Origin of the sequence: Mycoplasma suis str. Illinois (genome assembly GCF_000179035.2) — a bacterium.
GTDB lineage: Bacteria > Bacillota_I > Bacilli_A > Mycoplasmatales > Mycoplasmoidaceae > Eperythrozoon_A > Eperythrozoon_A suis.
This window is the reverse complement of record NC_015155.1, coordinates 680,843-707,624: the sequence shown is the minus strand read 5'-3', so window position 1 is coordinate 707,624 and position 26,782 is coordinate 680,843. Positions and strand designations below refer to the sequence as shown.

The following is a 26,782-nucleotide window of genomic DNA, read 5'->3' as shown; positions in this document are numbered from 1 at the left end:
ATTTACTTAAAGTTCTTGTATTTCAGAAGATTTAATTTAATGTCTCTAGATTTAAGAAATTTTTTTTAAGAATTTGAATTCTTTAAAAATAGTTAGAATTAATTAGGTTACTCAAAAAAACTAAGTAGTTTTTATATGTATAGATCTATAGGTTGCTATTGCTGAAAGTGTGGAGGGGGTATTTGTGGGAATTGTGCAATTGAAGCATGTAAGGTTGGTGCATGTAACCCTTATACACATAACCCATATTCATCTAATTTTTCAAATTATTCTTCGTATTCTTATGGTGGACTATATCCATACAACGATTGTTATGGCGGTTTTGGAGGATGTATAAATAGTTATCATTTAGATCCTTTTGCATGCAATCCATACGATCCTTGTACTCCGTATTACCCACATTCATATACAACCCCATATCCTTGTACAGGAAATCATTACTATTCGCCATTAAATAATTTTTGCTGAAGAAAAAGACGTAAGCGTTACTTTTAATTAAGTCTTTTTAAACTCAGCTTTAAAGCTGAGTTAAATGATCTATCAAGACTTAATTTATAAATTAGCTTTTTTAGATAAATTTTCTTCCTTATTGGAAGAAAAAGAAGACTTAAATTTAGTTGACTTTAAGTCTTGTCAACACTATATAAGTTTTCAATGCGAATTAAACCCTTTAATTGAAAAAATAAAACTTTCTTGCAAAGGTTGTATTCTTTTTAGAGCTTCTTCTAATGCTATTTGCCTAGAAATAGAAGGAAAATCCAAAGAGGAAGCTCTAAAAATAACTAAAAAATTTTTAGATATGCTGGATGGCAAATATGAAAGAGCTGAAGAGATAAGTGAAAAATATCTTGAGCTCTTCTGAAAATTTCAATACTCAACAACTAGAAAAGAATGTTTAAAGTCAGGAGCTCAAGAGATATTAAATTATTTACTTTCTAAATAATTAATGTCTCTTATTCTAGGTTCTCATATATCTCTTAACCAGAAGAGTAAATATCTTCTGGGAGTAGTAGAGGAAACAATTTGTAATGGTGCAAATTGTTTCATGATATTTACAGGACCTCCACAGAATGTAAAGAGAGTTGATACCTCTCTTTTTTACAAAGAGGAAGCTTTAGAGTTAGCTAAACAACACAATATTGATTTCTCAAATTGTGTTGTTCATGCACCTTATGTATTTAATCTGGCAGGATTAGATACTGATGGATATATAGTAAATATCCTTCAAAGTGAAATAGAGCGAACAGTAAGCTTAGGTATTAAATATTTTGTAGTTCATCCTGGATCCTTTAGGGAATCTAAGGATGAAGGAATAGACAATATAGTCAAAAATATTTTGGAAGTTTTTAGGAGAACTAGTCATTTAGACTATTTCTTTTGCTTAGAGACAATGGCTGGTAAAAGAAATCAAATAGGAGCCTGTTTAGAGGATCTTCAATTAATCTTTTCCAAATGTAATTGAGATCCTAAATTAGCTCTTTGCTTAGATACTTGTCATCTCCACGATAGTGGATATGACCTTTCTAAACTAGAGGAGTTTAAGAAAAAACTATCTAATTTATTTGGAGGGCTAGAGAGAGTTAAAGTAATTCATCTAGGGGATTCAATGAATTCCATAGGAGCTAGAAAAGATAGACATGCTAATTATGGATTAGGACATATAGGATGGGAAACCATCCTAAAGTGAGCTTATGATGATTACTTTTCTAGTCTTCCAATAATAGTCGAAACACCTTATTGGAAGAAACAAGTTAAATCCAAAAGAAGTAAAGAAACTAGGGAGATACTAGTATCTCCCTATAAACATGAAATATCTTTATTAAGGAATAAGAAATGGGAACCTATTCCTAATAAAGATTGTTTGCCAATTTATGACAAAAATTTAAAAACTACCAATTAATAAATAAATGGAAATGAAAAGAGATTTTGAACATTGACTTTCACAATTAAAGGTCAGCATCGAAAATTATCAATATTATGTTGATTTCGAAAAAATATTGAGAAATATAGACGAAATAAAAATTGAACTAAATATTTTGAATTCTTTAATTGGTTCAGAAAATATTGAAAGTGAGTTTAGAAGAATTATTTCAAAATATCCAGAAGTTCTTAAGTGCATACCTATATTGTTGGCAGTAAGAAATGATGAAATATATATTACTGAAGAAAATAAAACACTTTTATATTCCTTCAATAAAACGAATCATTCTTCAGAAAAATATGTTGAATTTATGAGAAAAACAGGTTTATTTGATATTTTTCAAAAAGGTTTAACAAAAAATTTATTGGATTATGTTTTAGAAATAGAAGTTGGTTTAGATTCGCATGGAAGAAAAAACAGGGTAGGAATGTTGATGGAAAAAATAGTGGAAGATCACATTATTCGAGTTGGATTAATCAAAAATAAGGATTATTTCAAGAGAGAAAAACTTTTGGATGTGATTGAAAAATTAAAAATTAGCGTGAAACAAAATTCTCTTTTGGAAGAAGAATTTAATTTCATAGTAAATACTTCAAACATGATATATGCAATTAAGACAAATTTTTTTGGAAGCTTAGGAGGCTCTAAATTAAGTGAAATAGCTAAAAATTACAAAACACTATCTTTAGAAGCGAAGGAGATTGAAAATCTTACTTTTGTTTGAATTACTGACGGAAAAGGATGAAATAGTTCTAAAAAATTTTTAGAAGAAACTTTTGACTTAATGGAGACAATTTTCAATATTTACGAATTAGAAAATGGAGCCCTAACAAATCTTTTTTCTTAGCGTCGTAGATAGATTTTGAAATTAGGACCAGATAATTTCGAATTAGAAACCAGCACTATTTGAAATTTTCCCAACAGGGGAAAATGAGCAACTCATGACGCTAAATATAGGGGAAATTGATCCCCCTATATTCCAAGAAATATATTACTTAGATACTCCAGCGAAGGAGATCTAGTATTAGATCAATTCGCTGGAGGAGGAACTACTCTAGTAGAAGCCAAACTTCTAAATAGAAACATTATTGGAGTAGATGTCAATGAAGAATCACTCAAAAGATGTAAAGAAAAAACATCTTTTGAATTTAATGGTCCTCAAGGACAAGTTGAAATAGTTAAGGGAGATGCAAGAGATTTGAACTTTATTAAGTCAGAAAGTATTGACTTAATATGTACGCATCCCCCTTACGCAAATATCATTCACTATAGCGAAGGACAAGTCATTGAAGAAGACTTGTCCAACTTGAAAGTATCAGAATTTTTAGAAGAAATGAAGAAAGTAGCACAGGAGTGCTACAGAGTACTTAAAAAGAATAAGTATTGTGTCATCCTAATGGGTGACACAAGAAAAAATGGACATATGATTCCACTGTCATTTGATGTAATGAAATTATTTGAAGATGTGGGTTTTAAATTGAAAGAATTAATAATTAAAGCCCAACATAACTGTAAGGCTACTGGTTTTTGAAAAACAAATAGTGTTAAACATAACTTCCTTCTAATAGCTCATGAATATCTATTTGTTTTTCGAAAGTAACAAAAACATTTAATTTGTTTTAATAAGATTTAGAGGTTTGGTGTCTTAGCCAAGTTGGTAAGGCATGGAGCTGCAACCTCCAGATCATCAGTTCGAATCTGATAGACACCTCCAAAACCTCCTAATAGCTCAATTGGATAGAGCACTAGCTTGCGGTGCTAGAGGCTATAAGTTCGAATCTTATTTAGGAGGCCAGAAGATCGGGACATAGCTCAGTTTGATTAGAGTGCTTGGTTTGGGACCAAGAGGTCGCAGGTTTGAATCCTGTTGTCCCGACCAGTATTTGGCAGGATATCTCAGTTGGTTAGAGGGATCGGTTCATATCCGATAGGTCGCGGGTTCGAGCCCCGCTCCTGCTACCAGTTTAGGAAGCTTACCCAAGTGGTCGAAGGGATCAGTCTTGAAAACTGAGAGGCATCAAAAGTGCGCGGGGGTTCGAATCCCTCAGCTTCCGCCATTTATTTCACACTAGCCTTTAGGCTATACTGAAATTAATTTGATTAAATTTAATATGGAATAATGTCTTTAATGACTTATTCTTTTTTATCGCGGGGTAGAGCAGTTTGGTTAGCTCGTCAGGCTCATAATCTGAAGGTCGTAGGTTCGAATCCTACCCCCGCTACCATATTGGGCTTTTGGTGTAGTGATCTAACATACCACACTGTCACTGTGGAGATCGCGGGTTTGAATCCCGTAAGGCCCGCCATTTAAAATTTGGGGCTTTGTAGCTCAGTCGGTAGAGCAACGGTCTGAAGCACCGTGTGTCGGCAGTTCGATTCTGCCCGAAGCCACCAGGTATGAAATTTTTGTTTTTTAACATTTATTATTAGTATTTAATCTTTAATATATAGTGGCAAGAATTCCTATACTTTTCAAGTGCTCTGTATGTAAGTTCTTATACTATCTGAGCCAAAAGAAAATAGATAAAACTGCTAGCAAGAAAAAGTTAGAACTTAAGAAGTTCTGCAAAAAGTGCAGAAGACATCAATTACATATAGAAGAAAAAGCCGATTAGTCGAAAATGATTCGACTATTCATAGATGGTCCTCTATTTATAAAGATCTTCGCTTCTTCTTTCACTTCTCTAGGTGCTATGACAACTGGAGCTTTTTATTACTCAGCTTCCAAATATAGTAAAGAACAAGAACAAATAGATAGACATATAGCTATTAGAAGAGAACAATTAGAAGCTCAAGAAGAATATCTAGGAAAACTAAGAAGAACAACTATTCAATAGTTATTAGTAGACTGATATTTCACTAGAAATTGCTATCTACGTTGTTTCTTTCGTCTTACTCCTTTTAGGACTTCTTCTTTCTTCCTCCGGTTCAGCCGGAGGATTCTCAGTCCTATCAGGTTATGATATTGAACTATTTAAAAAAACTAAAGATTATGGAGTCATTAAGATGTTGAAGCTATTTATGTTCTTGGGAATATTATTACTTTTTGTCTTATGTATCACATATATAAGAAGTAATAATCCTTCTTCTTCATAATCTTTAGTTAGTCTAGAGTTTGCGAGGTAGACCAAACTCTAGAGATAATGTCTCTTACAAGAGAATCAAAATAAATAGATTTAGCGAAGCTGGGTTTATACCCAGATTCGGTGTAACAATTTCTAAAGAAAACTTAATGGGAGCTCTCAATAATGACCTTGTAGCTTTTAGAGAATTTCCATTCTCTAAAAGAGCTGAAGGTCAATTATTGCAAAAAGAAGGTTATGTAGCCAGAATAGTTGAGAGATTCAAAATTGACTTTGTAGTAGAAATTATCAAAATAGAAGACTCAGGAAAAATCTGAGTCTTCTTTGATGATCCTCAACTTTCTGGATTGCAAGAAATATTAGGTTCTTTTAAGAGAAACTTAAAAGAAGGTCAAAAAGTGTTATTGAGATTACATTCTTTTCCTCCGAAAAGAATTAATGGAGAAATACTAAAGATATTAGGAGAGTCTTCTAGTGGTGAAGTAGAGTATCATTCTCTACTTCATGACTTGAAATTAAAACACAGCTTCTCTAATCCAGAAATTCAAAAAGAAATTGAAGAATTGACTTCTAAAAAAGAATCAATTCTTCAAAGCATTGAATGTTATGAGGATTTAACGGATAAGAATTTTTTTACTATAGATGGCGATACAGCAAAAGATTTTGATGACGCCATCTATGTAGAAAAAGTTAAAGATAACTTTGGGGTTTTCGTATCAATAGCTGATGTATGAGGATATTTGAGTAATTGTCCAGCTATATTTGAAGAGGCTAGATTGAGAGGTAATTCTATTTACCTTTTGAATAGAGTAATACCTATGTTACCTACAATACTTTCTGAGGAGCTATGCTCTCTCAGAGAGAATGAAAAAAAATATACCGTATGCGTTTATGTGGAAGTAAATAAAGAGGGAAAAATAATTCCTAACACTTTTAGGGTATTTCCTGCAACAATAATTTCTAAAAAAAGATTTACCTATAAGATCTTGAATCAATATTTTCTAAAGAAAAGTTCTCTAGAAAATATTGGGGAAGAACTTAAAAACACTGTCGATCAGTGTTATGAAGTTTTTAAGTTAATGGAAGACAGAATGAAAGGGCAGGGAAAATCTTCCCTAATGATTGTTCACCAACAATTGGATTACAAAACTAATGACAATGAAGACATTGTCAATGTAGAAGTAGATAGAAGTGATATTCCAAGAATATCAGAAAAATTAATAGAAATATTTATGGTGTTAGCAAATCAATTGATTGCTAACTTCTTGGATAGTAAGAATATAAAAACAATTTATAGAGTTCATAAGACTCCTGATCCAGCAAGAGTTCAAAACTTCCTAAATATTTTTAGGGAATTAAATCCTTCTTCTGAAGTAATAGAAACTTCAGAAAATACTATTCAAACATTTAATGATTTACTTCAGAAGAGTAAGAATAATCAGTATTTACAGATTATTCAATATCATGTATTGCAAGCCTTACCAAAGGCTGAATACAACTTAGAAAATATTGGTCACTTTGGACTAAATCTAAAAAATTATTTACACTTTACTTCTCCTATTAGAAGATTTGCAGACTTAATGATTCATAAAACTCTTTGAATGTATTTTTTTGACAAAAAAAGATATTCAAAGAGAGAAAGAACTCAACATGAATGAGAACTAGAAAAGATTTCTTATCAAGTAAATCTTTGCGAAAAAATAGGAGTTACAGCTGAAAAAAGATTTATATCTAGAAAATTATTTAGATTTTTGTGTTCACAAAACACAAAAAAAGAATTTAAAGCTGTTGTGTTTTCTAAAAATCCTTGAGGATATCTCATAAAACTAGAAAACTTATATGATGGTTTTATGAGAATTGACAAGAATATAAAGCTAGGAGCTAATATTCTTGTTAAGCCAGTGGAATACTCATGAGATGAGTTCACTCCAATAAATTAAGTTAGTTAATAATTTATTTACAAAGTAATAAAAAACAACTTTATAAGTACAACATTTTTAGAAGTTATACTGCTGGGATCTCCCTAACTTCTAAAGTAGTTGGAGAGATCCTCAAAGGATCTCTCAATTTATTAGGTAGTTACGGAAAAGTTATAGGTTCAGAATTATTTCTAGTTAATTTTGCGGCTTCAAAATGAAGACTTCTTTTAACTAGAAGAGAAATAAATCAAATTTCAGATTTAGTTAAAAGAGAGAAATACGTTATTATTCCTGGAGGTCTTTTTCTCCAGAATAGAAAGATAAAAGTTGAATTAAATCTTTGCAAATACAACAGAAATTATGAGAAAGAGACCTCAAAGAAATATAAGAGAAATAAAAGAAATAAATATTCAGATGACGAATATTAATTTCTTTTGATTTATTTTGATAATGCCGCCACTTCTCAAAAATTTCCATTTTTTTGAGAAGAATGACTCAAAAGCTATATTGATTCCTCTTGAATACATAAAAAACATTTACACAAACAATCTTTATTAGATAAGTTATCTAAATATTTGGGATTCAAATCCCAAAATATTTTCTTAACTCCTTCTTCTACTTATGCAATAAATGAGATATGAGAATACCTATTTCAAGAAAAGAAAGATGTTTTGAGCATCTATCTTTTCAGTAGGGATCATATTTCAAATATTGCGAGTGTTATTTATAAGTATCAACTGAATTCTGAAGCCATCAGAATTCATTTTTTAGAACACAATAAAGAAAATTATGTGTTATTGCCTAATTCAATTATTCTTCTGACTGTGAAAGACAACTTAGGTGTCTTTCACATAAAAGAAGAAATAATTAGAAGAATTAGGGAGGATAATCCTTCCTCATTCATTATTGGTGACTTTAACCAATATATGTCTAATTCTTCAGAAGCTGAAAAAATATTCAGTCTATTTGACTGTATATATTTTTCAGCCCATAAATGATTTGGTCCTTTTGGGCTTGCAGTAATAGGTTTTAATAGACCTTCAAAACTTAGATTTGCAGAAGAATCTAATTATTCCCTAGATTGAAGGTCTATTTTTGTCTGAGATAAAGTATTTTGGAAAATTCAGGAAGAAATAAATAAGAATAGAGAGAAGTTTTGTGAATTAAGAAAAACATGAATAGAGAATTTCCCAAAAACACCTAATTTAAGTTATCGAAGTTACGATAATTCCCTCATATTCTTAGTTAGATATAAATCCGAATTCTTTCATGACTTTATTTTTTGATTGGAAGAAAATAAAGTCATTTTCAGAGCTGGAGATTTATGCAGCACATATGATGATAGAGAGCTGGGCTTTTCAGCCAGATTCTCTCTATCAATATTGAATACAGTAGATGAGATCAAAAAATTTTGCGAACTTGTAAAATTTTTTATGTTACAAGTAAGTTAAAATTTTAAAGTAGTATGACAATTCACAAAGTAGCAATCAATGGATTCGGAAGAATCGGTAGATTACTATTCAGAAATCTTCTTTCTTCTCAAGGAGTTCAAGTTGTAGCTGTTAATGACGTAGTTGACATTAAAGTTCTTACTCATCTTTTGGTTTATGACAGTGCTCAAGGAAAACTAAAAGATTGAGAAGTAAGTTGTGATTCAGAATACATAAGACTAAAGAATGTAAACACCGGAGAAGTTAGAGAAGTTAGAGTTTTCAACTTCAATACTGAAAAGATTTATCACTGAGGTGAACTAGAAATTGATTGTGTTGTTGAATGTTCAGGAAGATTCTTGACTAAGGAAGCGGTTAAGTGTCACCTTGATGCAGGAGCTCAAAAAGTTCTTATTTCAGCCCCAGCAAAGGATGACACTAAGACAGTTGTTTACAACGTAAACCACACTCAAATTACTAGTTCAGACAATGTTATTTCAGGAGCTTCATGTACAACTAATGCATTAGCTCCTATCGTAAAAATTATTCACAGAAAATTTGGAATTAATTCTGGATTCATGACAACAGTTCATGCTTTCACTTCTGACCAAAGACTTCAAGACTCTCCTCACGCTGACCTAAGAAGAGCTAGAGCAGCTGCTGGATCAATTATTCCTACAACTACCGGAGCAGCTGCTGCAATTGGAAGAGTAATTCCAGAATTAAATGGAAAACTTGATGGAATTGCACACAGAGTACCTGTATTGACTGGTTCTCTAGTTGACCTATGCCTAAAAATAAATAAGTCTGTTTCTGTAGAAGAAATTAATGAAGCAATTAAGGATGGAGAAAATGAAACCCTTGCTTATGTAGAAGATCCAATCGTATCTGCTGACATTATTGGAGATACACATGGTTCTATTTTTGACTCATCTCTAACTAAAGTATTGCCAACTGGAGAAGTTAAGTTGTATGCATGATATGACAACGAGTCTTCTTATGTAAATCAACTTGCAAGAACTCTGAAATACTACATTTCTCTTTAATTTCTCAATAATTTAGATTGAGATTTAATAAGCTAAAGCTACGTGATCTCAATCTCTCAAATAAAAGAGTTGTACTTAGATTAGACTTAAACGTTCCCGTTAAAGACGGGAAAATTCTAAATAATACAAGACTATTAGGTACTATTGAAACTATTCAATACCTACTAGAAAACAAGTGTAGTGTTGTTATATTAAGTCACTTTGATAGAGTAAAAAGTTTTGAAGATATTATTTCAGGAAAGAAGAGCCTAAAGGTAATAGCTGATGAATTCCAAAAGATATTTTCAAGCAAAAAAGTAACTTTTGTTCCTGAAATTGAATTTGAAAAAGTTAGAACAATAATTGAAAAAGAAGGATCAGATATCTATGTATTAGAAAATACTAGATATTATGATGTTGACCGCAACACAAAAGAAGTTGTTAAGTGAGAAAGTGGCAAATCTCCTGTTCTTTCTGAGTTTTATGCAAGTCTAGGAGATGTTTATGTAAATGACGCTTTCGGAACTTCTCACAGAGCTCACTCTTCAAATGTGGGAATTGCCGAAAGAATGAAAGAAACAGCTATTGGTTTTCTAGTAGAAAAAGAATTAAATGCTTTGGATTACGTTAGTGAATCCAAAGAAGGTAAGAAAGTTATGATTCTTGGAGGAAGCAAAGCTTCTGACAAGCTAAAACTTATAAAAGAAATTATTAACAATGTTGACACATTAATAATTGGTGGAGGAATGTCTTATACATTCTTAAAAGCACAAGGAAAAAATATAGGTCTTTCACTACTTGAACAAGATCAAATAGCTTCTTGTGCTGAAATTCTAAAGAATTATTCAGACAAGATTCTTCTTCCCATTGACCACGTAGTTGCTGAAAAGTTTGAAGATAAACCAGGAAAAATAGTTGAAAATGATCCAGAAGAATGGGGTACTGGAATGGCTCTTGATATTGGTCCAAAAACTATCGAACTATTCTCAAGAGCTCTTGATGAAGCGAAAATAGTTATTTGAAATGGACCTGTAGGAGTATTTGAAATGTCCAATTATTCTAAAGGTACATTCGCAATACTAGAAAAATTAGTTGAATTAAGTGAAAAGAAAGGTGTTTACACACTAGTAGGGGGAGGAGATTCTGTTTCAGCTGTAGAAAAAAGAGGTGTTGCTGAAAAATTAAGTTTTGTGTCTACAGGAGGTGGAGCTACTTTGACATTCTTGGAAAGAGGAGCACTTCCGGGAATAGAAGTTATAAAAGACAAACTAAATTAACTTAAATACTTAGTGGAGTGAAAACTCCACTAAGTAAATTTAAAAAAGAATAATTAATGCAACCATCAGTTTTAGTTTCTTCTATTTTTAAGAGATTTGGAGGAAGCTTTGTCAATAAAAATAGTGTAAGTAGTCAGAGAGTTATTTTTGAGCCGGCATTAAGCCGTCTCGGAATGGAACTTAATGGAGCTTTTGCTTTTGCAAATAAAGAAATTAAGACAGTAGTTGTTTGGGGAAAAATGGAATGTGAATTTCTTTCAAGCTTGCAAGAAGAAAGAAAGTTAGAAACTTTAAAGAGTATTTTGCTAAAGAATCCTCCTCTTTTCTTATTGAGTTCTAATTTTTCTGAAGTTGAACTAATAAAGAAAGCAAATGAAAAGTGAAATGAAAATCGCTCAGCGATTATAAAACTAGATTATTCAACTAAAGATATATTTACTTCAGTTGGAACTTGACTTTCAAAATCATTGGCTACTTGGAGCACTATTCATGGTTCAGTAGTTAGTGTTTTTGGAGAGGGAGTCCTACTAACTGGAGAACCAGGAATAGGTAAAACAGAGGTAATTTTAGACTTATTAAGTCTAAATCACTTATTTTTAGGAGATGATGCAATAAGAGTAACTAGGTTAGGAAATGCTGTTATAGCTAGAGCTAACCCTAATTCTAGTGAGTTCATTCAAATTAGAGGTATTGGTCTAATAAATATCAAAGAAGCTATAGGAAGATCAAAAATTATTGATGAATCAAAAATTAATGTAATTATTGAATTAAAAAGTCACAAGAAATTTTCAGAGACAATGCCTCTTGAAAATTGAGGAGAAGAAATTAAATATAAGGAATTACTAAATGTAAAGATCCCTCATTATGTTCTTCCGGTACAGGCCGGAAGAAATATTAGTGAATTAATTCAAGCTTGCGTTAATGACCATAAATTAAAAAAATCTGGTTACAATTCTGCTGCAGCTTTTGACAAAATCACAAAAGCACACTTAATAAAGTCCAAGAAGTAGAGATTTAATTAAAGGAAAATTCAGCCCGACGGGCTGATAATTACTTTTATTAACTAAATTTGTAGTGTTGCGTTAACTAATTGAGTTGTAGTTTCAGTAATGTCAAAAGGTTGAATATCTTGTTCTTTCTCTCCATAGCAAATAAATTTGATTGGAGTTGGAAATTCAGTTTTTAAGTTATAAATTACACCACCTCTAACTGTGTGATCCATTTTTGTAAGAATTATTCCAGTTATTGGGAGAATATTAAAAATCTTTTTAACTTCTTCAAAAGAGAATTTACCTAGTGTTGAATCCAAAACTAATAGAGTTTCTTCTGGATCTCTATTGAGCATTTTGTGAACCAATTTAAAGTTTTTTTGAATTTCTGAAATTAATTTTTGATTGTTATATTGTCTTCCAGAACTATCAAAAATAATTAAGTCATATCTTGACATTTCTTTAAGAACTCTGTAAATTAGTGAATTTACAGTTTCTTTTTCTCTTGGAGTTACTATCTCTACATTCAGCCTTTCAGCAAGTATTGAAAGTTGTTCAACTGCTCCAGCTCTAAAAGTATCTCCGGCAACTAAAAGTATTTTTTTGTTATAGTTTTCTTTTTTAAGGAAATAAACTAGCTTAGCTATTGAGCTAGTTTTTCCAACTCCATTGGAGCCAACTATAAAAAACACATTAGTTTTGTCTGAAACAATATTTAAGTTGAAATTATCTTCAACATTTTTGCTTGATTCATTTTTTGAGTTATAGCACTCAATTAGAGAGGAAATTAAGTTTTCTTTAATTACAGAAATATCTATTGAATTAAGTTTTTTTAACTTTTCAATAGTTTCATTTGTAACTTCTTTAGCTAATTCCAATTGGAAGTCCAATTTAATTAGCATTTCCAAAATAGAAGATTTAATTTTTTCTTCGTCTTGTAATTTTGATGGTTTCATTCATTGTTGAGAGAAATAATTTACAAAATTAGAAGATTTAATTTTGTCAATTAAATTACCAAATAATCTCATAGATTATTTAGTTATATTTTTGGAAGATATTAGTTGAGTTATTTAACTTAACTGATTCAAAATTTTTAATTTCGCTAAAGAAATTTAAATTTTCAGGTTTTCTTTCCCAATTTATCGAAAGAGAATTTTTAATTTCTTCTCATTTCTTTTCAGTAAAGATTGGAGATAATAGGAAAGAAATGAGAATTAATTGTCTATAAAGAAAGACATTTATTTCTTTATAGTCTTGACTATCTTTAGGTAGTTTTCAGGGCTCCAAGTGATTTAGAAAAAAATTAGCTGAATTAAGTAATTGCTTTGCTCGGGAAATTATTTCAGGAATCTTTATGTTGATTACTAAATCAGTAAATTTAGTTAAAAATTCATTACTTAACTCAACTTCTTTTTTTATCTGTTCATTTTTGAATTCAGAGTTAATTGAACTAGTTATGTATTCTTGTTTAGAAATAATTCCCTTGAATCTATTAATTAGATTTCCAAGTAAATTAACTAAATACTTGTTATAAGACTGTTTCAAAAGATCTTCTGAGAAGGGATGATCTTCTTCTCAATTTAGAGAAAGAAAATATCACTTAATACTTTCTAAGTTGTATTGTTTGATTAGTGAATTTAGAGGAGGTATAGCTTTACTGTTTGGATCTGATTTTGAAATTTTTCTATTGTCATTTAGGAGTCAACCGTGAACCAGTAGCTTATCTGGAGTTTTTAATTTTTTCAAAGAAAGAATAGCTGGGCAATAAATAGAGTGAAATCTAAAAATTTCTTTTCCAATTATTTGAATTATTTTGGTATCAGATGAAGTTAATCAGTGTTTTTCTCTAACAGAATCTGTACTAATATATCCCAAAAGAGCTTCAAATCAAACATATAGTGTAAATTCAGGAGAATCATCAAGCTTGATTCCTCAATCTAATTTACTTCTAGTAATTGAAAGATCTTCTAGTGAGGGAAAAAATCCCTCATGAAGATCTTTTAAGTATCTAGCAGGAAAAATAATATCTTTGTTTTTGTAATGTTCTTTAAGTCAAGAAACAAACTCAGTTATTTTGAAAAAATAAGTGTCTTCTTCTTTTTTGATTAATTCGTGACCTAGTTCACACTTATTTTTTTGTGAGTAGTATTTATTGGAATAATTTGTTTCGCAATTAATACATTTGTATCCAGACCAACTAGATTTATATATTTTTCCCAGTTCTAGAAGTTCTTTAAATACTTTTTTGGCATATTCCTTGTGAAAATCGTTAGTTGTTCTAACAAAATAGTCAGGACTAATTTCTAAGGTTGAAGAAAGATTTTTAAATTTGGAACTATTTTGTTCAACAAATTCTTCAACTGTTAGTCCAACTTCAGTAGCTTTAGTTAATATCTTTTCTCCATGCTCATCTACTCCTGCGAGTAGATTGGCTTTTATATTTACTAATTCATGATATTTTTTAATTAAGTCCCCAATAATAAGGGTGTATGCATGACCAATATGTGGATCGCCAGAGGAATAAAATAGCGGGGTAGTTATTAAAACATCCTTCTTCAAGAAAGATTATTTATTCAGCCCCTAGAACAGCTGTTTTAATTTCTTCTAGTTCTTTTTGCATTTCTTCACTTTGGAATTTCTCTTTAAGAGAAAATATTCCCTGACCTAAATTTTTATCTTTGTAATAGAATCAAGCTCCTCTTTTTTCTATTATTTTCTTTTCTATAGCTAAATTTATCAATTCAAAAAATTTGTTAAATCCAGCATCAAAATAAAGACCTAGAGGTATTTGAATCATAGGGTTATTGAACTTATTTTTAACGATAGTTATCTTGGTTAGGTAACCAATAATTTTTTCTCCCTGCTTTATTGCTTCTTGCTTTCTAACTTCCACTCTAATACTTGCAGCATATTTCAAAGCTCTCCCTCCAGTAGTTGTAGTAGAGGGGAAGAAAGTTTGCTTTATTTGTTCCCGAATTTGGTTTATAAATATTATTGTTGTATGGGACTTCAAAAGGTGAGATTGAATTATTCTCAATCCCTTACTCATTAATCTAGCTTGAAGTCCCATTGATTGATCACTTAGAGAAGCATCTAATTCTGCTTCCGGAACCATTGCAGCTACAGAATCAACAATTATTAAGTCAGCTCCTTGATCTTGAATTAAAGTTCCTATCACCTCAAAAGTTTCTTCTCCACTAGAAGGAGTGCAAATATATAAATTGTTAGTTTGTACTCCTATTTTTTCAGCTCAGGAAACATTTAAAGTATTTTCTAGATCTATATAGACACAAGTTTTTCCTTGTTTTTGCGCTTCAGCTACAGCATGAAGAGCTAAAGTTGATTTTCCTGAGGAATCAGATCCAAAGATTTCAATAATCTTTCCTTTAGGTCAACCGTTAGCTCCAAGAGCTTTATCTAATTGATAAGAGCCAGAAGGTATGGAATCTTTGGAATCCACAATTACTTTCCCGTTCTTTTGCGGGGAATTAGACCAAATGTGAATTCCCAACTTATTAAATCTTTCTAGTATTTCTTTAGTTTTGTTTGATGACATTTTTTCTTATCCCTTTATTAATTTCCCTTAACCTTTTCTATTCCTTTAATATGTTTCTGAAATAAAAAAGGAATAATTTTTATCTAAAGTGTTCATAGTTATTGAGGGAATGGATAATTCCGGAAAGACTACTTTAATTAATTACTTAAAGAAGTCTTTACTCAACAATCCATTAATTTTTGAAAAATTTTCAAAAATTCACTTCACTTCAGAGCCTTATGGTCCTGAAGAATTTAAGGAAAAATTCTCAGAATTATCTAGTCCAATATTTTCTAATAGTTATTCTCTGTCACCAGTGACAGAATCGCTTCTGTTTTTAGCCATCAGAGCTGAACATTTAAAAACATTTATAAAGCCCAAATTAGAAGAGAATTCTCTTCTAATATGTGATAGATATTTTTTATCTACATTAGCCTATCAATCATACTTAAAAGGAGTTAGTTGTGAGTGATTGAGCTCAAATATGAAATTTATTTCTGAAGGTTTTTCCCCTAATTTAGTGTTTATTGTGAATGTTTCAGAAGAAGACTGAAAAACATTCACAAATAACAAAAGGATAAAAAAACAATTAAATAAGTTGGATTGTCTTTCATCATCTTATAGAGAATTATCAGAGGCTTATAAATGAGCCTCTGAGAAATTAATTGAATTAGGAGAAAATGTTATTAATATTCCTTCAACATTTTCTCTAGAAGAAAAAGTTCAATTTATTATTAATAAAATTGTGGAAATAAATAAGGGATAAAGTAATGAGCACTCCCAGAGAAAAGAATCAATGAGATCTAGAAATTCTTCTAGAATCTAAACCTCTAGATTACTGATTAAATGAGTATTTTGCCTTACAGGGCAAAATATTGACACTTTATAAAAATGGAATATTCCAAGATATGGAAAAACTTTTGGAATTCCATAACTTGGAAAGAGAATATGACATATTAAGTAGCAGAATAAAAACCTATATCAGTAATCATCAGAATACTGATCAATTTAATAACAAGTGATTTGCATTAGAACAAGAATTGTTGCACAAAAGTATTCCTTTTGCGCAACAATTAACTGACTTTATGGAGCAAGCAATCAAAAATAAGAAATTAATTAATTCTTATTTAGAGAATCCTAAATTTGCTGTTTTTAAGAGATATTATGACAGCATATTTAGATATCAAAGACATAAACTTCCACCTAGATTAGCAAAGTTTGAATTAACTTTTGCCCCACTTAATTCTTCATACTATGAAATATTTGATATTCTCTCCGAAAAAGAATTCAAACTTTCAGGAGTATTAGATGGTAAGGGACAAGAAAGAGAAATTCTTGTCTATCCCGAATATATCAAGCACATGAGAGAAGAAGATAGAGTATTCAGAAAGAATCTCTATAAGAAATATACAGAATTTGCTTACTCTAGAAGAGAAAGCTTCTCAAGAATACTTTATTATCACTTCTTATCAGCAAATATTGAGTCAAAAAATATAGCTTTCAAAAAAGGATTTGTTGAAAGCTCAATATATGGTGATGAGATTAGTAGAAAGTTTCTACTAACTCTTTATAAAAACACTAAAAGACTTCAAACTGAAGTTCTTAAGTTCAGAGAGTTAAGGAAAAAGATAATCATGAAGGTTTATAACCTTCCTGATTATCGAGAGTGAGATGCTTATCTTGAGCTAAAAGATGATAAGGAAGCTAAGAAGTATTCTATTCAAGAGGCTAAAGAGATAGTAATGGAATCTCTTTCTATTTTGGGAGATAAATATCTTGGATATCTAAAAGAAATGTTTAATAATGATTGAATAGATTGATATCCAAGAAATGGGAAAAATAGTGGAGCTTATTTTTCCGGAGGATCTTATAGATTACCGGGTAAATATATTCTTCTAAATTACAACGAGTATTTTGATGATGTATCTACTTTAGCTCATGAATTGGGACACTCAATTCATGATATGGAAATAGATACTAAGGAAACTTATTACTATTCCCCAACAATATTTACAGCTGAAGTTCCCTCAATCTTAAATGAAATGCTCTTAAACTATCACTTTCTAAATGTATTTAAGAAAGAGGGAAAAAAATTTAAGATGCTTCAAATTTATGATCACTTACTAAATAGTTTTGTAAGTACTTCAGTAGTTCAATTAATTTACAGTGAATGAGAGTTCACTGTAAATGAAAAGGTAGCTAATAATCAACCAATTGATGCAGAAGAAGAAATGGAGTTATATGCTCAATTACTAAATCAATATACAGGAAAAAAAGTAGAAAAAAATCATGAAGAATCTAGTTGACAATCTTTGTCAAAAATATTTATGATTCCACACTTTTATAGTGGTGAATTCTATGTATATAAATATGCAGTAGGATTCTTCACTTCCCTAATCTTCTCTAGAAGACTAATAGAAGGTGAGGGACCTTCTATAGAAAAAGCTAGAGAAGATTACTACAACTTCTTAGGTGCTGGTAATTCATTACCAAATCTAAAATGTCTTGAACTTCTTTCTGTCTCATTAGAACAGAAAGAAAGTTGAACAATAATTAAGAATACATTCTCAGAGTGATTAAGAGAGTATTCTAAATTAGCTAAAGAGCTTTATGGAATTACTTAATAAAGTTTTTAAGTAGTTTTACATAAAAACTTAAGAGAGAAGTTCCTAAAAAAGGGACTCCTTTCTTATTTAGTTATTAAATTTTTAGATAAATAAATGAGTAACCAAAAACAAGAAAAAGAATTGTGCTGTTGTTCTTGTGATCACAGAACAGTTGGAAAAAATAAAGGTTTCTTTTATTTTTCCAAAGAAATTGGATCTGGTTTTTCTTTTTGAGCTTCAGAAGGTTATAAGCTTAGGGAAATCATTAAGAGATATATTAATGATTTCCAAAGAGATATTTGTGGAATAAATTTAGTTCAGACCCCAATATTGGGGAAAACTGAAATATATCAAAAGACAGGTCATTTACCTCTTTATGATGAAAATATTTTTCCAGCCATGAAAAAAGAAGGAGAAGAATGAATATTGAGGCCAATGACCTGCCCTCACCACATATTACTTGCTAAAGAAGTAATAATGAGTTACAAGCAACTCCCATATCTAATGGGAGAAAATTCTTGTCTCCATAGATATGAGTATTCTGGAGGACTATTAGGTCTTAAGAGAGTTAGGGCTATGGAATTAATAGATACTCATATCTTTGTGCTTCCAGAGCATTGCAAAGATATGATTAAGTCTTCTTTAGAGTGAGTCTGAACTTTACTAAATAAGTTCAGAATAAGAATTAAAGAAATAGTTTTAGCTACAAGATCTTCTAAGCAAAAGTATTTGATTTCAGGAGATGAATGAAATCAAACAGAAGAAATACTCTTTAGCGCAACTAAAGAGTGAATTGCATCTAAAAATATTTCAGTTAGTTTAGTTAGAAAAGAAGGTGAAGCTGCTTTTTATGGACCAAAAATAGACTTTAATGCTGTTGATTCTTCTAATCAAGAGTTCACTATCTCTACAGTTCAGTTAGATAGTCAAATGCCAAAAAAACTAGAATTTAGCATTTTGTATGCCAACCAAAACTCTATTAATCCTTGGATTATTCACCTAGGATTAATAGGAACTCTAGAGAGATTTATAGCTTACTTACTAGAAGATTGGGGAGGAAAATTACCTTTCTGACTCCTACCAACTCAAATATCTATTCTTACTGTAAGAATAGATTCTTCTAGACATGAATTAAATGAACTTATTAAGAAATTCTCTTCCTATGGATTTAGAGCTAAATTAGATTTGCGAGATGAAAGAATCTCTAAAAAAATTGTTAATGCAGTTAATGAGAGAATTCCTTTTCAAATCATCATAGGTGAAAAGGAATTACAAAATTTAGATCTAATTAATTTCAGAGAGCTAGGTAAAGAAGGAGAAAAACAATTAAGTTTTTCTGACTTTATTAATTATTTAAGTCAAGAGGAAGTCTCCAACCAAGTTTTTTAAAAACTTGATTTATGAAAAAATCATTTCTTTGGAACTTGACTTCTTTGAAATAAGTCAGACTTATTCCGAAGATGAATTAGAGAAATTTGTAAAAATGCTGAGGGAACTCAGCATTTATAACAATTTATTTCTATTTACTAACGAGTCTTATAGTTTTGTGACTAAGTTCACTGAAAATTGAAACTTACCAGTGGGATATATAGTTTTTAATTCAGGTTCTTGTGTTTATAGTCTTGCTGAATCTAAAAAACAATTTGAAAATTTTTTAGATAGAGATTCAGCAATACTAATAGCTAGATTTTGTTTTTTCCATAACCTAAGCTTTATTATTCACACATCTGAAAATATATCTTTCACATTTGGAATTAATTTATTAAATATATCTAGCTTTAGAGGCTTATCTTTTAAATATCACTTTTTAGTTTTTCAGTACAAGATATTGAAAAACTGAAAAAGTATTTATGAAGTATTGCATAAATACCCAATATATAGTATTGAGGTATTGTTTGAGGAAAAAATAGATTGATTTAAAGAATGTAAGATGGTTGCCATCTTACAGTATTTAAAAAGTCTAGAGTGTGAATTTAATACTTTTGAAACTAAATCTACAATTTATTTCTTCTCTAAAGAAAATTCAAAAATAGAAACAATTCAAAAAGTTGTTTCCGAAAATACAAGAGAAGAAATAGAAAATAATTTAATTTATTTTTCTATGAATTTTCCTGATTTTGAATTCGCAATCAAAACTTGTTTTTGATTTTCAGATTTAAAACAAGCTGATTGAATAACTGAAAAAGTTGCTGATATTGATCCAATTTATATGCCTAGGGGAAATATAAATTGGATTGAATGGTGAAGAGAGAATGACTATATGTGAAGACATGACTTAATGAAGTTAGGTTGAATAGAGAAAAAAATAAGAAATATAGATGAAGAAGTGATTAAATCACTAAATTATGAGTGAAAAAATAATCACTTCTTTGAATTGAACTTAAAGAGTGGTCTTTTAAGTCCAAAACCTTTAGAGGGTGTAGAAAGAAGATGAGTTATTAAGCGTGATGATGCTTTAGAGAAGTCTTCTATCTTTTTGTTTTTGTGGCCCGACCAAATAAGTAATATCTGTCGAGCCCAAAAACAATAATATTTAAAGAGGGTTTTTGAGAAAATATAAATAGGATATTTTTAGATTTATAAAATAATTCTTTAAAGCTTTAGGAAATATGGATGATCGAGTATTTAAGTTAATTGCGCAGCGGGGAGAAAATCACCTTGATTTTCAACTAGATTATGCTGAAGCTACAGCAATATTCTGGGTAAATCCTAGTAAGTTAAATCCTACAGCTTTTGCTGTAGCGATTACAAAATGTCTGCAAAAAATCAATTCTTGAGACATTGATCTAAAAACATTTTTTGATGCGTGTGAACCTGCATTCACACCTTATGATATAGAACTGTATCTAAGAAGCATAGTTAGTGCAATAACTAGAAATCCTGTTTCTTTCAAAACAAAGAAGCCGGATGGGAATGTAAAAGTTATAAGATTCATTGGTTTAGAAAAACTTAATGAAGAAGTAACAAATATTATTCAAGGAGAAGAAAAAGTTAAGAGATGAGGAGAAATGCCTCCAAACATGTTAAATTCCTTCAAGTTTAGAGATGAAATTGTTGAGAAAGCTCAAGAACTTGGTCTAGAATACCAAGTTATAGGCTGAGAAGAACTTAAAAATCAAGGATTTAACTTAATTTGCTCCGTAGGGGAAAATAAGAAAAATTCTTCTCTAATAATACTTAGAGAAAGTTCACAAACTTCTAAATTTACTGAAGTTAAAGATAGAAGAAGAATTGTGTTAATCGGAAAAGGTATTTGCTTCGATACAGGAGGATTAAGTATCAAAGTTGGAAATTATATGAGAACTATGAAATTTGATATGACTGGAGCAGCTTTAGTAGCTTCTATTTTCCTAACTATGGCTAAAAATGGTTTCTCAAAAGATAATGAAGTAATTGCACTAATTCCTATTTCTGAAAACTTAATAGGATCTGACTCCACGAAAGTGGATAGCGTTTTAACGGCTTATGGAGGTAAAAGCGTAGAAATTTCCAATACAGATGCAGAAGGAAGACTTATTCTTGCTGACTCAATTTCTTATGCTTCCAAAAAATTGGAAGCTTCAGAAATTATTACTGTAGCTACTTTAACTGGGGCAGTCAGATATGCTCTTGGAAGTAAATATGCTGGAGTATGAACAAGTAAAGAAGATTCTTGAGATCAATTAAAAGTAGCTTCTGACTATTCAGGAGACAATATTTGAAGACTTCCTCTAGATGAATACTATCTAGAAGAGCTAAAAAGTGGTATATCTGATCTTAAGAATTCCGCCACCACAGGTGCCGGAGGCGCTTCACGAGCTGCAGCTTTCTTAGCAGCTTTTAAAAATAAAGAAAGTTTCATTCACTTTGACATCGCTAATGTATCAAATACAGAAGGAAGAAGTAATTTTGGACTAGCCCCTCTATTTAAAACTATTTATTTCTACATAGACGGAAGACTAAATAAGTAAAAAGTTTTAGTTTAGGTTTTTTCCCGAAAGGGAAAAAACTTAACTAATTAATCTTTAGTGAAGCTTTTTATTTATTTTTTTATAAATTTCTTTTACAAAAGAAATTTGATCATGCATTTCTTCTGTAATTCAATTGAACTTTATTTTTTCAATATTTTCAATTAATTTCTCGCAATAAGTGATGAATTCAACTCTAAATAAATTATCGGAAGAAATAATTTTTGCAATATTATCTATCTCTTCCTCTCTATAAAGTTCTAGTAAGTTTTTCTGAGAAGTCAAGTCATAGATAAATTTATGAGTAATCAATTCAACAAAACTATTTATTTAATTGAGATAAATAGTAATTCTTCTGACAATATCTTGAGCCAGTAATGTTATTTCCTCTTTTACAGGTTTTCCTTTCTCTCTCTCTCTCTCTCTCTCTCTCTCTTCTCTGTTATCTTTAATTATTTCTTTAATTAAAAATAGAAATTTTTGAAAATTAGATTTTTTATCTAATTTTCTTTAAATTAGAAAAAATTAAATATTTATCTTCTTTTTTAAAAGTCTTTTGAAATTTTTTATATATTTATTATTTCGTAAGCTTTCTTGATAGTTAGATATATATCCATTATTTCTTCAGAAACATTTTCTCCTGAACGTTCTATCTCTTTATAAGTTTTGAATATTTTTTCACAATGTTTATTAAATTCAACTCTATTATCAATTAACTTTCTCTTAACTACTTCATTTAATTCTTCTCTTTCCTTTCTAAAGATACCTCCTTTTTTAACAAAAAATTCATCCAAAAACACTTTTATTCCATATAAAAACAATATTAATTTTTCACAACTTTTTATTATTTCTTCACTAATTTCCTTTTTTTCTGAAAAATTATTTTTTTCCTAGAACTTTTTTCTACGTAATTTACTTCTATCTCTTTATTTACCTTTCTTCCTCCTTCTAATGATTTACTTATCTCTTTATTTTTTTCATCAAAAACTATTTTTGTTTCTTCATCCTCATCCTTTTCTAATTGCTCTTCATTTCATTCAACTCATTGATTCTCTTCTTCTAAATCATCATCTTGCCTTCTCACCTCAAAACCTTCTGGCTTTTCAAATCCTTCATTCAGTTTTGTAATTAAATTACTAAATTTTTCGAAAACATCAACATTATTTTGTTGCTCATTTGGAAAAGCATTTGTTGATTTTGGAGAAGAATAATTAGAGTTATTGAACTCCCTTCTTTCTAATTTAGTATTGTCTTCGTCATTTTCTTCTATGGAATCTTTCTTTATATGTTCTGCAAAATCATGCACTTCTAATTGGAAATGCCTTTCATTATCTTTGAAATCAATTTTCCCATCCAAGTGTTTTTGAGCTCCAAATATTTTGGGTAAACTACTATCTTCTCCTTCTAAAAATGAGCCCTCATTAATTTTTTTATAAATTTTTTTAATTACTAACCATTTATCAAAAACATCCAAAGGTAATTCGTATTCGCAAATTCCGGAAATTTCTTCTTCAATTTTTGAATATTCCAAATTAAAACGTTTTTTACCGATAGATTCGCATATCTTTTCCTTAAATTCTTTTAAAAATTCTCTTGTTTTGACTTCTCCTTCTCTTTTTACTTTTTCTAAATGTTCTTGAATAGAAATTGAGATTCTTCTCAGAGATTTTTCAAGTTCCTCAATTTTTAATTTGATTTTTTCAAATATTTCTTTCTTTTCTTTAATTATTCTTTCTCCACTAAAGTCACCTCCATATTTTTTTAAGGAATCCTTGAGATGTTGAATGCAACCAACATAATCAACAATAAATCCTTTTGGCTTTCCCTTGTCAACCCTATTTACTCTTGCAATAGCTTGCATTAATGTATGATCCCTTAATACCTTATCTATAAATAAGAAAGTTAAAGGTTTAACGTCAAAGCCTGTAAGTCACATTGCAACCACAAAAACCACCCTAAAAGGATCATCTCTATCCTTAAATCTTTCTTCAACTCCTCTCTCACCTTCTCTATTTCAAGGAATCTCAATTTGTTGGCCATAAAGATTCTTCAATTCGTCTAAATCTATATCACCTCAATTACTAATCACTACTTTCATTTCAGTTCTTTTCATTTCGAAAATTATTTTTTCAATTCGATCAATTTCCCTTTTCTTTGTTAATGTAGATTTCTTTTCTTCCAATGTTTTGATTTTTTCTTGTCAGTAATGACTTACAAAATTATGCATTAGTATGCAAGTTTCTTTATACGAGCAAATGTACATACCTTTTCTTATTATTGGATCCTTAATTGTTGGATCTTTATAAATAAATCGTTTTGAAAAATAATCAACAAAATCCCTAGCATTATTCTTTAATCTCTTTTTAAGAATTCTTAAATTACTTTCATTATTTATTCATTCTTTAGGAATTTTTTCTTCAGAAGCTCCAGAAATATCTGAAACATTTTGAAAATTTTTATTTTCTTCAATTTGACAACCTCTTGATTCGAAAACGATAGGAATAGTTACTCCATCATCCATAGCTTTTCCAAAATCATATTTGGAAACGTAATTTCCAAAATATCTTGCAGTTTTCTCATTTTCAACTAATAGGGGAGTTCCAGTAAATCCTATTCTTGAAGATTTAGGGAAAGATTTATACATTAGTGAAGCCATATCTCCATATTGAGTTCTGTGAGCTTCATCAGCAATAATTACAACTTCTTTCCCTCCAGTATCTATTTCTGAAGTAGCTTTATTTCTATTGAATTTATGAACTAGACAAAATAAATATTTTTTAGCTCTTTTAATTTCATAGGAATTCAATTTCATGTCATTGGAAATAACATGCCCATCTACCCCTCCATCTAAAACGCCACAAGATTTGAAAGTTCTAAAAATTTGTCTTTCTAAATCTTTTCTGTCAGTAATAATTAGGAAAAGAGGAATTTTTCCCTTCTCACTTTTTCTTATTATTTTTTCGGCAAAAAATAATATAGAGAAACTTTTCCCACTACCTTGTGTATGCCAAAAAGTTCCTATTTTTCCTTCATTTTCCTCTCTTTTGAGAAAACTCTCAAAAGCTTTATTAACTCCTAAAAATTGATGATTTCGAGCTATTATTTTTACTATTTTTTCTTCAGCTCTTTCCCCCTCATCATCTTCTTCTTTTTGAAAAATAGTGAAATTTTCAAAAAAGTCTAGAAGATTTTTCTTATTGCAAATTCCCTTTAATAGAGTCAATATGTTTCTCTTACCTTCACAGTTTTCATCCAATCTGTGCCAATCATGAAAAAATTCAAATCTATTTCCTACAGCCCCTATCTTGGATTCTTTTCCGTTTGTAATGACAGAAAAAGCATTGAATAGGAATAATTGAGGTGTCTTTTCAAAAAATATTTTTTTGTAATTTTCTAGATAAATCTCTTTTAGGGGAGTATGATTTGACTCCCCTATAGAGAAAAAAATTAAAGGCAAACCATTTACAAAACAAACAAGATCTGGTTTATATTTTTCTCAGAAATATTCTTCATTTGATGAAGAAATTTCAAAATCAGGAACTACTGTAAATAAATTATTTTCAGGATTTTCAAAGTCAATAATTTTTATATTTTCTTGGCTTTCTCCATCATAGCTAAATCCATTTTTTATTAATTTGTATTTCTTTTCGTGATTCTTTAAACTGAAATGCTTTATTTTGATTGATTCTTGCAGTTTCTTTTGAACTTCTTGTATTTGCTCTTCGCGAATCCCTGAATTGATTTTTTTGAGAGCGAGCTTTAGCTCGCTAATCAAAATAGGATTTCTAGAATCTTCCCACCTTAATTCACTAAAGTTTTTTATTTCTCACCCAAGCTCTTTTAATTTCTCGATAGATTGCTCTTTAATTTCTTCTTTATTGAAGAAAGATTCAGACATTTTAATTTTTTAGTTAACTAAAAAAGAAGTTAAGCAGCTTTAGATAAAGAAGTTTTTCTAAGAAAAATTAATTTATTGTTTCAAAGCAGTTTTATTTTTATCGCATTCAAAAACATTTATATTTTTTTATTAATTTATTTTTTCATAAATTTCTTTCAAAATTTCATACATTTGATATTTTTCTTTAGAAATTTCCTTAAAAGCCAATAATTCTGATTCTTTTAAATTTTCGAAATGATAATTAAATTTATTTTTATTTTGTAAAAAAACAATTTTTCGAGAAGTTTTTCATTTCATTTTTCCTTCCCCAATAAAGTTTTCTTCTTAATCTCTTTATAAGGAATTTCTAATTCATATAAAAGAATTTTTAATTCTTTTAGAGATTCTTCGAAAAGAAATATTGCTTTTTCTTTTTGATCATTAAATTGAGAAACATCATACTTCAATTTCTTCAATTTTTTATCTATAGAAGAACTTTCTTTAGTAGTTTTTTCGTAAATTAAATCTTCTGTTTTGGTTACTTTTTCTTCTTTCTTTTCGGGAGATGATTCAGGAGAATAATCAAGTTCCTTCTCAGAAATTAAATCTTCCTCTCTGACTTCCTCATTACTTTCTACTTTTCCCTCTTCTATCTTCTCCTCTTTCTCCCCCTCTTCTTCTTCTTCGGGATAATTAATAAACTTTTCTGTCATCAATTTTTCATCCTCTTTTTTTGTATCCTCAATTCTTATTATTCTCGGATTTAGATCTTTTCTTGTTAACCTATTGTTTTTGTAGAAAACATCGTAGGAATGCTCAATAACCTCCTCTAGAATTTTCCCCATCTCTTCTGAAGAATTAGATGATTGTTTTAATTTATTAGCAATTTTTACGTGCTGCCCCCACTCTCAACCTAATTTATTTATTTTTATTGCTTCTTTGCAAATCAACATTATTTTTGTTGCCATTTCTTTCTTATTTGAACGAATTAAAGAAGAAATGAATTCTTCTGTTTGCATTATGCCCTTTGAAGTTCTATCTCCGATAGAATAATATTTTTCCAACATTTTTTTGAATAAGCCTTTCGCCTGTAGGCTTAAATTTTCGTAAGCGGTAGTATCTTTGCTGTCATTTAGTTGCTTATAAATTTTTTCAATTTGAACTAATTTATAA

24 protein-coding genes and 8 tRNA genes are annotated in these 26,782 nt (G+C 29.8%); 25 read left to right on the top strand and 7 right to left on the bottom strand.

What is annotated here, in order from left to right:
* Nucleotides 1-532 precede the first annotated feature (532 nt).
* The 20 genes from MSU_RS04160 (at nt 533) to hprK (ending at nt 11,665) form a co-directional block, all read left to right on the top strand.
* Nucleotides 533-943: an iron-sulfur cluster assembly scaffold protein gene (locus MSU_RS04160; protein WP_013610178.1), complete on the top strand. Its 411-nt coding sequence runs from the start codon at nt 533-535 to the stop codon at nt 941-943.
* A 3-nt stretch (nt 944-946) separates the two neighbouring features.
* A complete protein-coding gene (locus MSU_RS04155; RefSeq protein ID WP_013610177.1) occupies nt 947-1,900 on the top strand; it encodes a deoxyribonuclease IV in 954 nt (317 codons plus the stop codon).
* A gap of 13 nt (nt 1,901-1,913) precedes the next feature.
* Nucleotides 1,914-2,768: a type II restriction endonuclease gene (locus MSU_RS04150; protein ID WP_043885234.1), complete on the top strand. Its 855-nt coding sequence runs from the start codon at nt 1,914-1,916 to the stop codon at nt 2,766-2,768.
* 15 nt (nt 2,769-2,783) lie between these two features.
* Entirely contained in the window at nt 2,784-3,521 is a 738-nt protein-coding gene (locus MSU_RS04145) for a TRM11 family SAM-dependent methyltransferase (RefSeq protein WP_013610175.1), read from the top strand.
* A gap of 39 nt (nt 3,522-3,560) precedes the next feature.
* A tRNA-Cys gene (locus MSU_RS04140) sits at nt 3,561-3,635 on the top strand.
* Between the two features lie 4 nt (nt 3,636-3,639).
* A tRNA-Arg gene (locus tag MSU_RS04135) sits at nt 3,640-3,716 on the top strand.
* 6 nt (nt 3,717-3,722) lie between these two features.
* Nucleotides 3,723-3,800 (top strand) — tRNA-Pro (locus MSU_RS04130).
* A gap of 6 nt (nt 3,801-3,806) precedes the next feature.
* Nucleotides 3,807-3,883 (top strand) — tRNA-Met (locus tag MSU_RS04125).
* 5 nt (nt 3,884-3,888) lie between these two features.
* Nucleotides 3,889-3,978 (top strand) — tRNA-Ser (locus MSU_RS04120).
* Between the two features lie 90 nt (nt 3,979-4,068).
* A tRNA-Met gene (locus MSU_RS04115) sits at nt 4,069-4,146 on the top strand.
* A 4-nt stretch (nt 4,147-4,150) separates the two neighbouring features.
* Nucleotides 4,151-4,227, top strand: a tRNA-Asp gene (locus MSU_RS04110).
* A 12-nt stretch (nt 4,228-4,239) separates the two neighbouring features.
* Nucleotides 4,240-4,315: transfer RNA gene (locus MSU_RS04105), tRNA-Phe, on the top strand.
* A 56-nt stretch (nt 4,316-4,371) separates the two neighbouring features.
* Complete coding sequence (gene rpmG, locus MSU_RS04100; protein ID WP_013609468.1) at nt 4,372-4,536, top strand: 50S ribosomal protein L33; 165 nt, start codon at nt 4,372-4,374, stop codon at nt 4,534-4,536.
* A 6-nt stretch (nt 4,537-4,542) separates the two neighbouring features.
* The gene (locus tag MSU_RS04095) at nt 4,543-4,758 is read left to right on the top strand and encodes a hypothetical protein (RefSeq protein ID WP_013610174.1); all 216 of its coding nucleotides are present in this window, start codon (nt 4,543-4,545) and stop codon (nt 4,756-4,758) included.
* 278 nt (nt 4,759-5,036) lie between these two features.
* A complete protein-coding gene (locus MSU_RS04090; protein ID WP_013610173.1) occupies nt 5,037-6,944 on the top strand; it encodes an RNB domain-containing ribonuclease in 1,908 nt (635 codons plus the stop codon).
* A 5-nt stretch (nt 6,945-6,949) separates the two neighbouring features.
* Nucleotides 6,950-7,351 carry an SsrA-binding protein gene (locus tag MSU_RS05020; RefSeq protein ID WP_332370081.1) on the top strand — a complete coding sequence of 134 codons (402 nt, stop codon included), beginning with the start codon at nt 6,950-6,952 and terminating at the stop codon, nt 7,349-7,351.
* Nucleotides 7,352-7,357: 6 nt separating this feature from the next.
* The gene (locus MSU_RS04080; RefSeq protein WP_013610172.1) at nt 7,358-8,374 is read left to right on the top strand and encodes an aminotransferase class V-fold PLP-dependent enzyme; all 1,017 of its coding nucleotides are present in this window, start codon (nt 7,358-7,360) and stop codon (nt 8,372-8,374) included.
* 14 nt (nt 8,375-8,388) lie between these two features.
* Complete coding sequence (gene gap / locus MSU_RS04075) at nt 8,389-9,399, top strand: type I glyceraldehyde-3-phosphate dehydrogenase (RefSeq protein ID WP_013610171.1); 1,011 nt, start codon at nt 8,389-8,391, stop codon at nt 9,397-9,399.
* Between the two features lie 17 nt (nt 9,400-9,416).
* A complete protein-coding gene (locus tag MSU_RS04070; RefSeq protein ID WP_013610170.1) occupies nt 9,417-10,655 on the top strand; it encodes a phosphoglycerate kinase in 1,239 nt (412 codons plus the stop codon).
* Nucleotides 10,656-10,711: 56 nt separating this feature from the next.
* On the top strand, nt 10,712-11,665 hold the full coding sequence (gene hprK, locus MSU_RS04065; RefSeq protein ID WP_013609461.1) for an HPr(Ser) kinase/phosphatase: 954 nt from the start codon (nt 10,712-10,714) through the stop codon (nt 11,663-11,665).
* 53 nt (nt 11,666-11,718) lie between these two features.
* On the opposite strand, the gene MSU_RS04060 is transcribed toward hprK, so the two are convergent.
* From MSU_RS04060 to recA, 3 genes are read right to left on the bottom strand one after another with little or no spacing between them, the layout of a single operon-like run.
* Nucleotides 11,719-12,672, bottom strand: coding sequence for a P-loop NTPase family protein (locus tag MSU_RS04060; protein ID WP_013609460.1), 954 nt, complete (start codon nt 12,670-12,672; stop codon nt 11,719-11,721).
* Between the two features lie 7 nt (nt 12,673-12,679).
* Nucleotides 12,680-14,203 (bottom strand): methionine--tRNA ligase, encoded by a 1,524-nt coding sequence (gene metG / locus MSU_RS04055; protein ID WP_013610169.1) that lies wholly within the window; start codon nt 14,201-14,203, stop codon nt 12,680-12,682.
* A gap of 10 nt (nt 14,204-14,213) precedes the next feature.
* Nucleotides 14,214-15,200 (bottom strand): recombinase RecA, encoded by a 987-nt coding sequence (recA, locus tag MSU_RS04050; protein ID WP_013609458.1) that lies wholly within the window; start codon nt 15,198-15,200, stop codon nt 14,214-14,216.
* Nucleotides 15,201-15,288: 88 nt separating this feature from the next.
* On the opposite strand from recA, the gene tmk reads away from it, so the two are divergent.
* From tmk to MSU_RS04025, 5 genes are all read left to right on the top strand, one after another.
* On the top strand, nt 15,289-15,945 hold the full coding sequence (gene tmk, locus MSU_RS04045; protein WP_013610168.1) for a dTMP kinase: 657 nt from the start codon (nt 15,289-15,291) through the stop codon (nt 15,943-15,945).
* A 4-nt stretch (nt 15,946-15,949) separates the two neighbouring features.
* A complete protein-coding gene (locus tag MSU_RS04040) occupies nt 15,950-17,803 on the top strand; it encodes a M3 family metallopeptidase (protein WP_013610167.1) in 1,854 nt (617 codons plus the stop codon).
* Nucleotides 17,804-17,899: 96 nt separating this feature from the next.
* The gene (locus MSU_RS04035) at nt 17,900-19,174 is read left to right on the top strand and encodes an aminoacyl--tRNA ligase-related protein (RefSeq protein WP_013610166.1); all 1,275 of its coding nucleotides are present in this window, start codon (nt 17,900-17,902) and stop codon (nt 19,172-19,174) included.
* Nucleotides 19,175-19,178: 4 nt separating this feature from the next.
* Nucleotides 19,179-20,315: a hypothetical protein gene (locus tag MSU_RS04030; RefSeq protein WP_013610165.1), complete on the top strand. Its 1,137-nt coding sequence runs from the start codon at nt 19,179-19,181 to the stop codon at nt 20,313-20,315.
* A 79-nt stretch (nt 20,316-20,394) separates the two neighbouring features.
* Nucleotides 20,395-21,735, top strand: coding sequence for a M17 family metallopeptidase (locus MSU_RS04025; RefSeq protein WP_013610164.1), 1,341 nt, complete (start codon nt 20,395-20,397; stop codon nt 21,733-21,735).
* 54 nt (nt 21,736-21,789) lie between these two features.
* Here MSU_RS04025 and MSU_RS04020 read toward each other — a convergent pair whose 3' ends face one another.
* The 4 genes from MSU_RS04020 to MSU_RS04005 form a co-directional block, all read right to left on the bottom strand.
* Nucleotides 21,790-22,044 carry a hypothetical protein gene (locus tag MSU_RS04020; RefSeq protein WP_013609452.1) on the bottom strand — a complete coding sequence of 85 codons (255 nt, stop codon included), beginning with the start codon at nt 22,042-22,044 and terminating at the stop codon, nt 21,790-21,792.
* Nucleotides 22,045-22,298: 254 nt separating this feature from the next.
* On the bottom strand, nt 22,299-22,553 hold the full coding sequence (locus MSU_RS04015) for a hypothetical protein (protein ID WP_013610163.1): 255 nt from the start codon (nt 22,551-22,553) through the stop codon (nt 22,299-22,301).
* 23 nt (nt 22,554-22,576) lie between these two features.
* Nucleotides 22,577-25,630, bottom strand: coding sequence for a type I restriction endonuclease subunit R (locus tag MSU_RS04010; RefSeq protein ID WP_013610162.1), 3,054 nt, complete (start codon nt 25,628-25,630; stop codon nt 22,577-22,579).
* 221 nt (nt 25,631-25,851) lie between these two features.
* Nucleotides 25,852-26,676 (bottom strand): hypothetical protein, encoded by an 825-nt coding sequence (locus MSU_RS04005; RefSeq protein ID WP_013610161.1) that lies wholly within the window; start codon nt 26,674-26,676, stop codon nt 25,852-25,854.
* Nucleotides 26,677-26,782 lie beyond the last annotated feature (106 nt).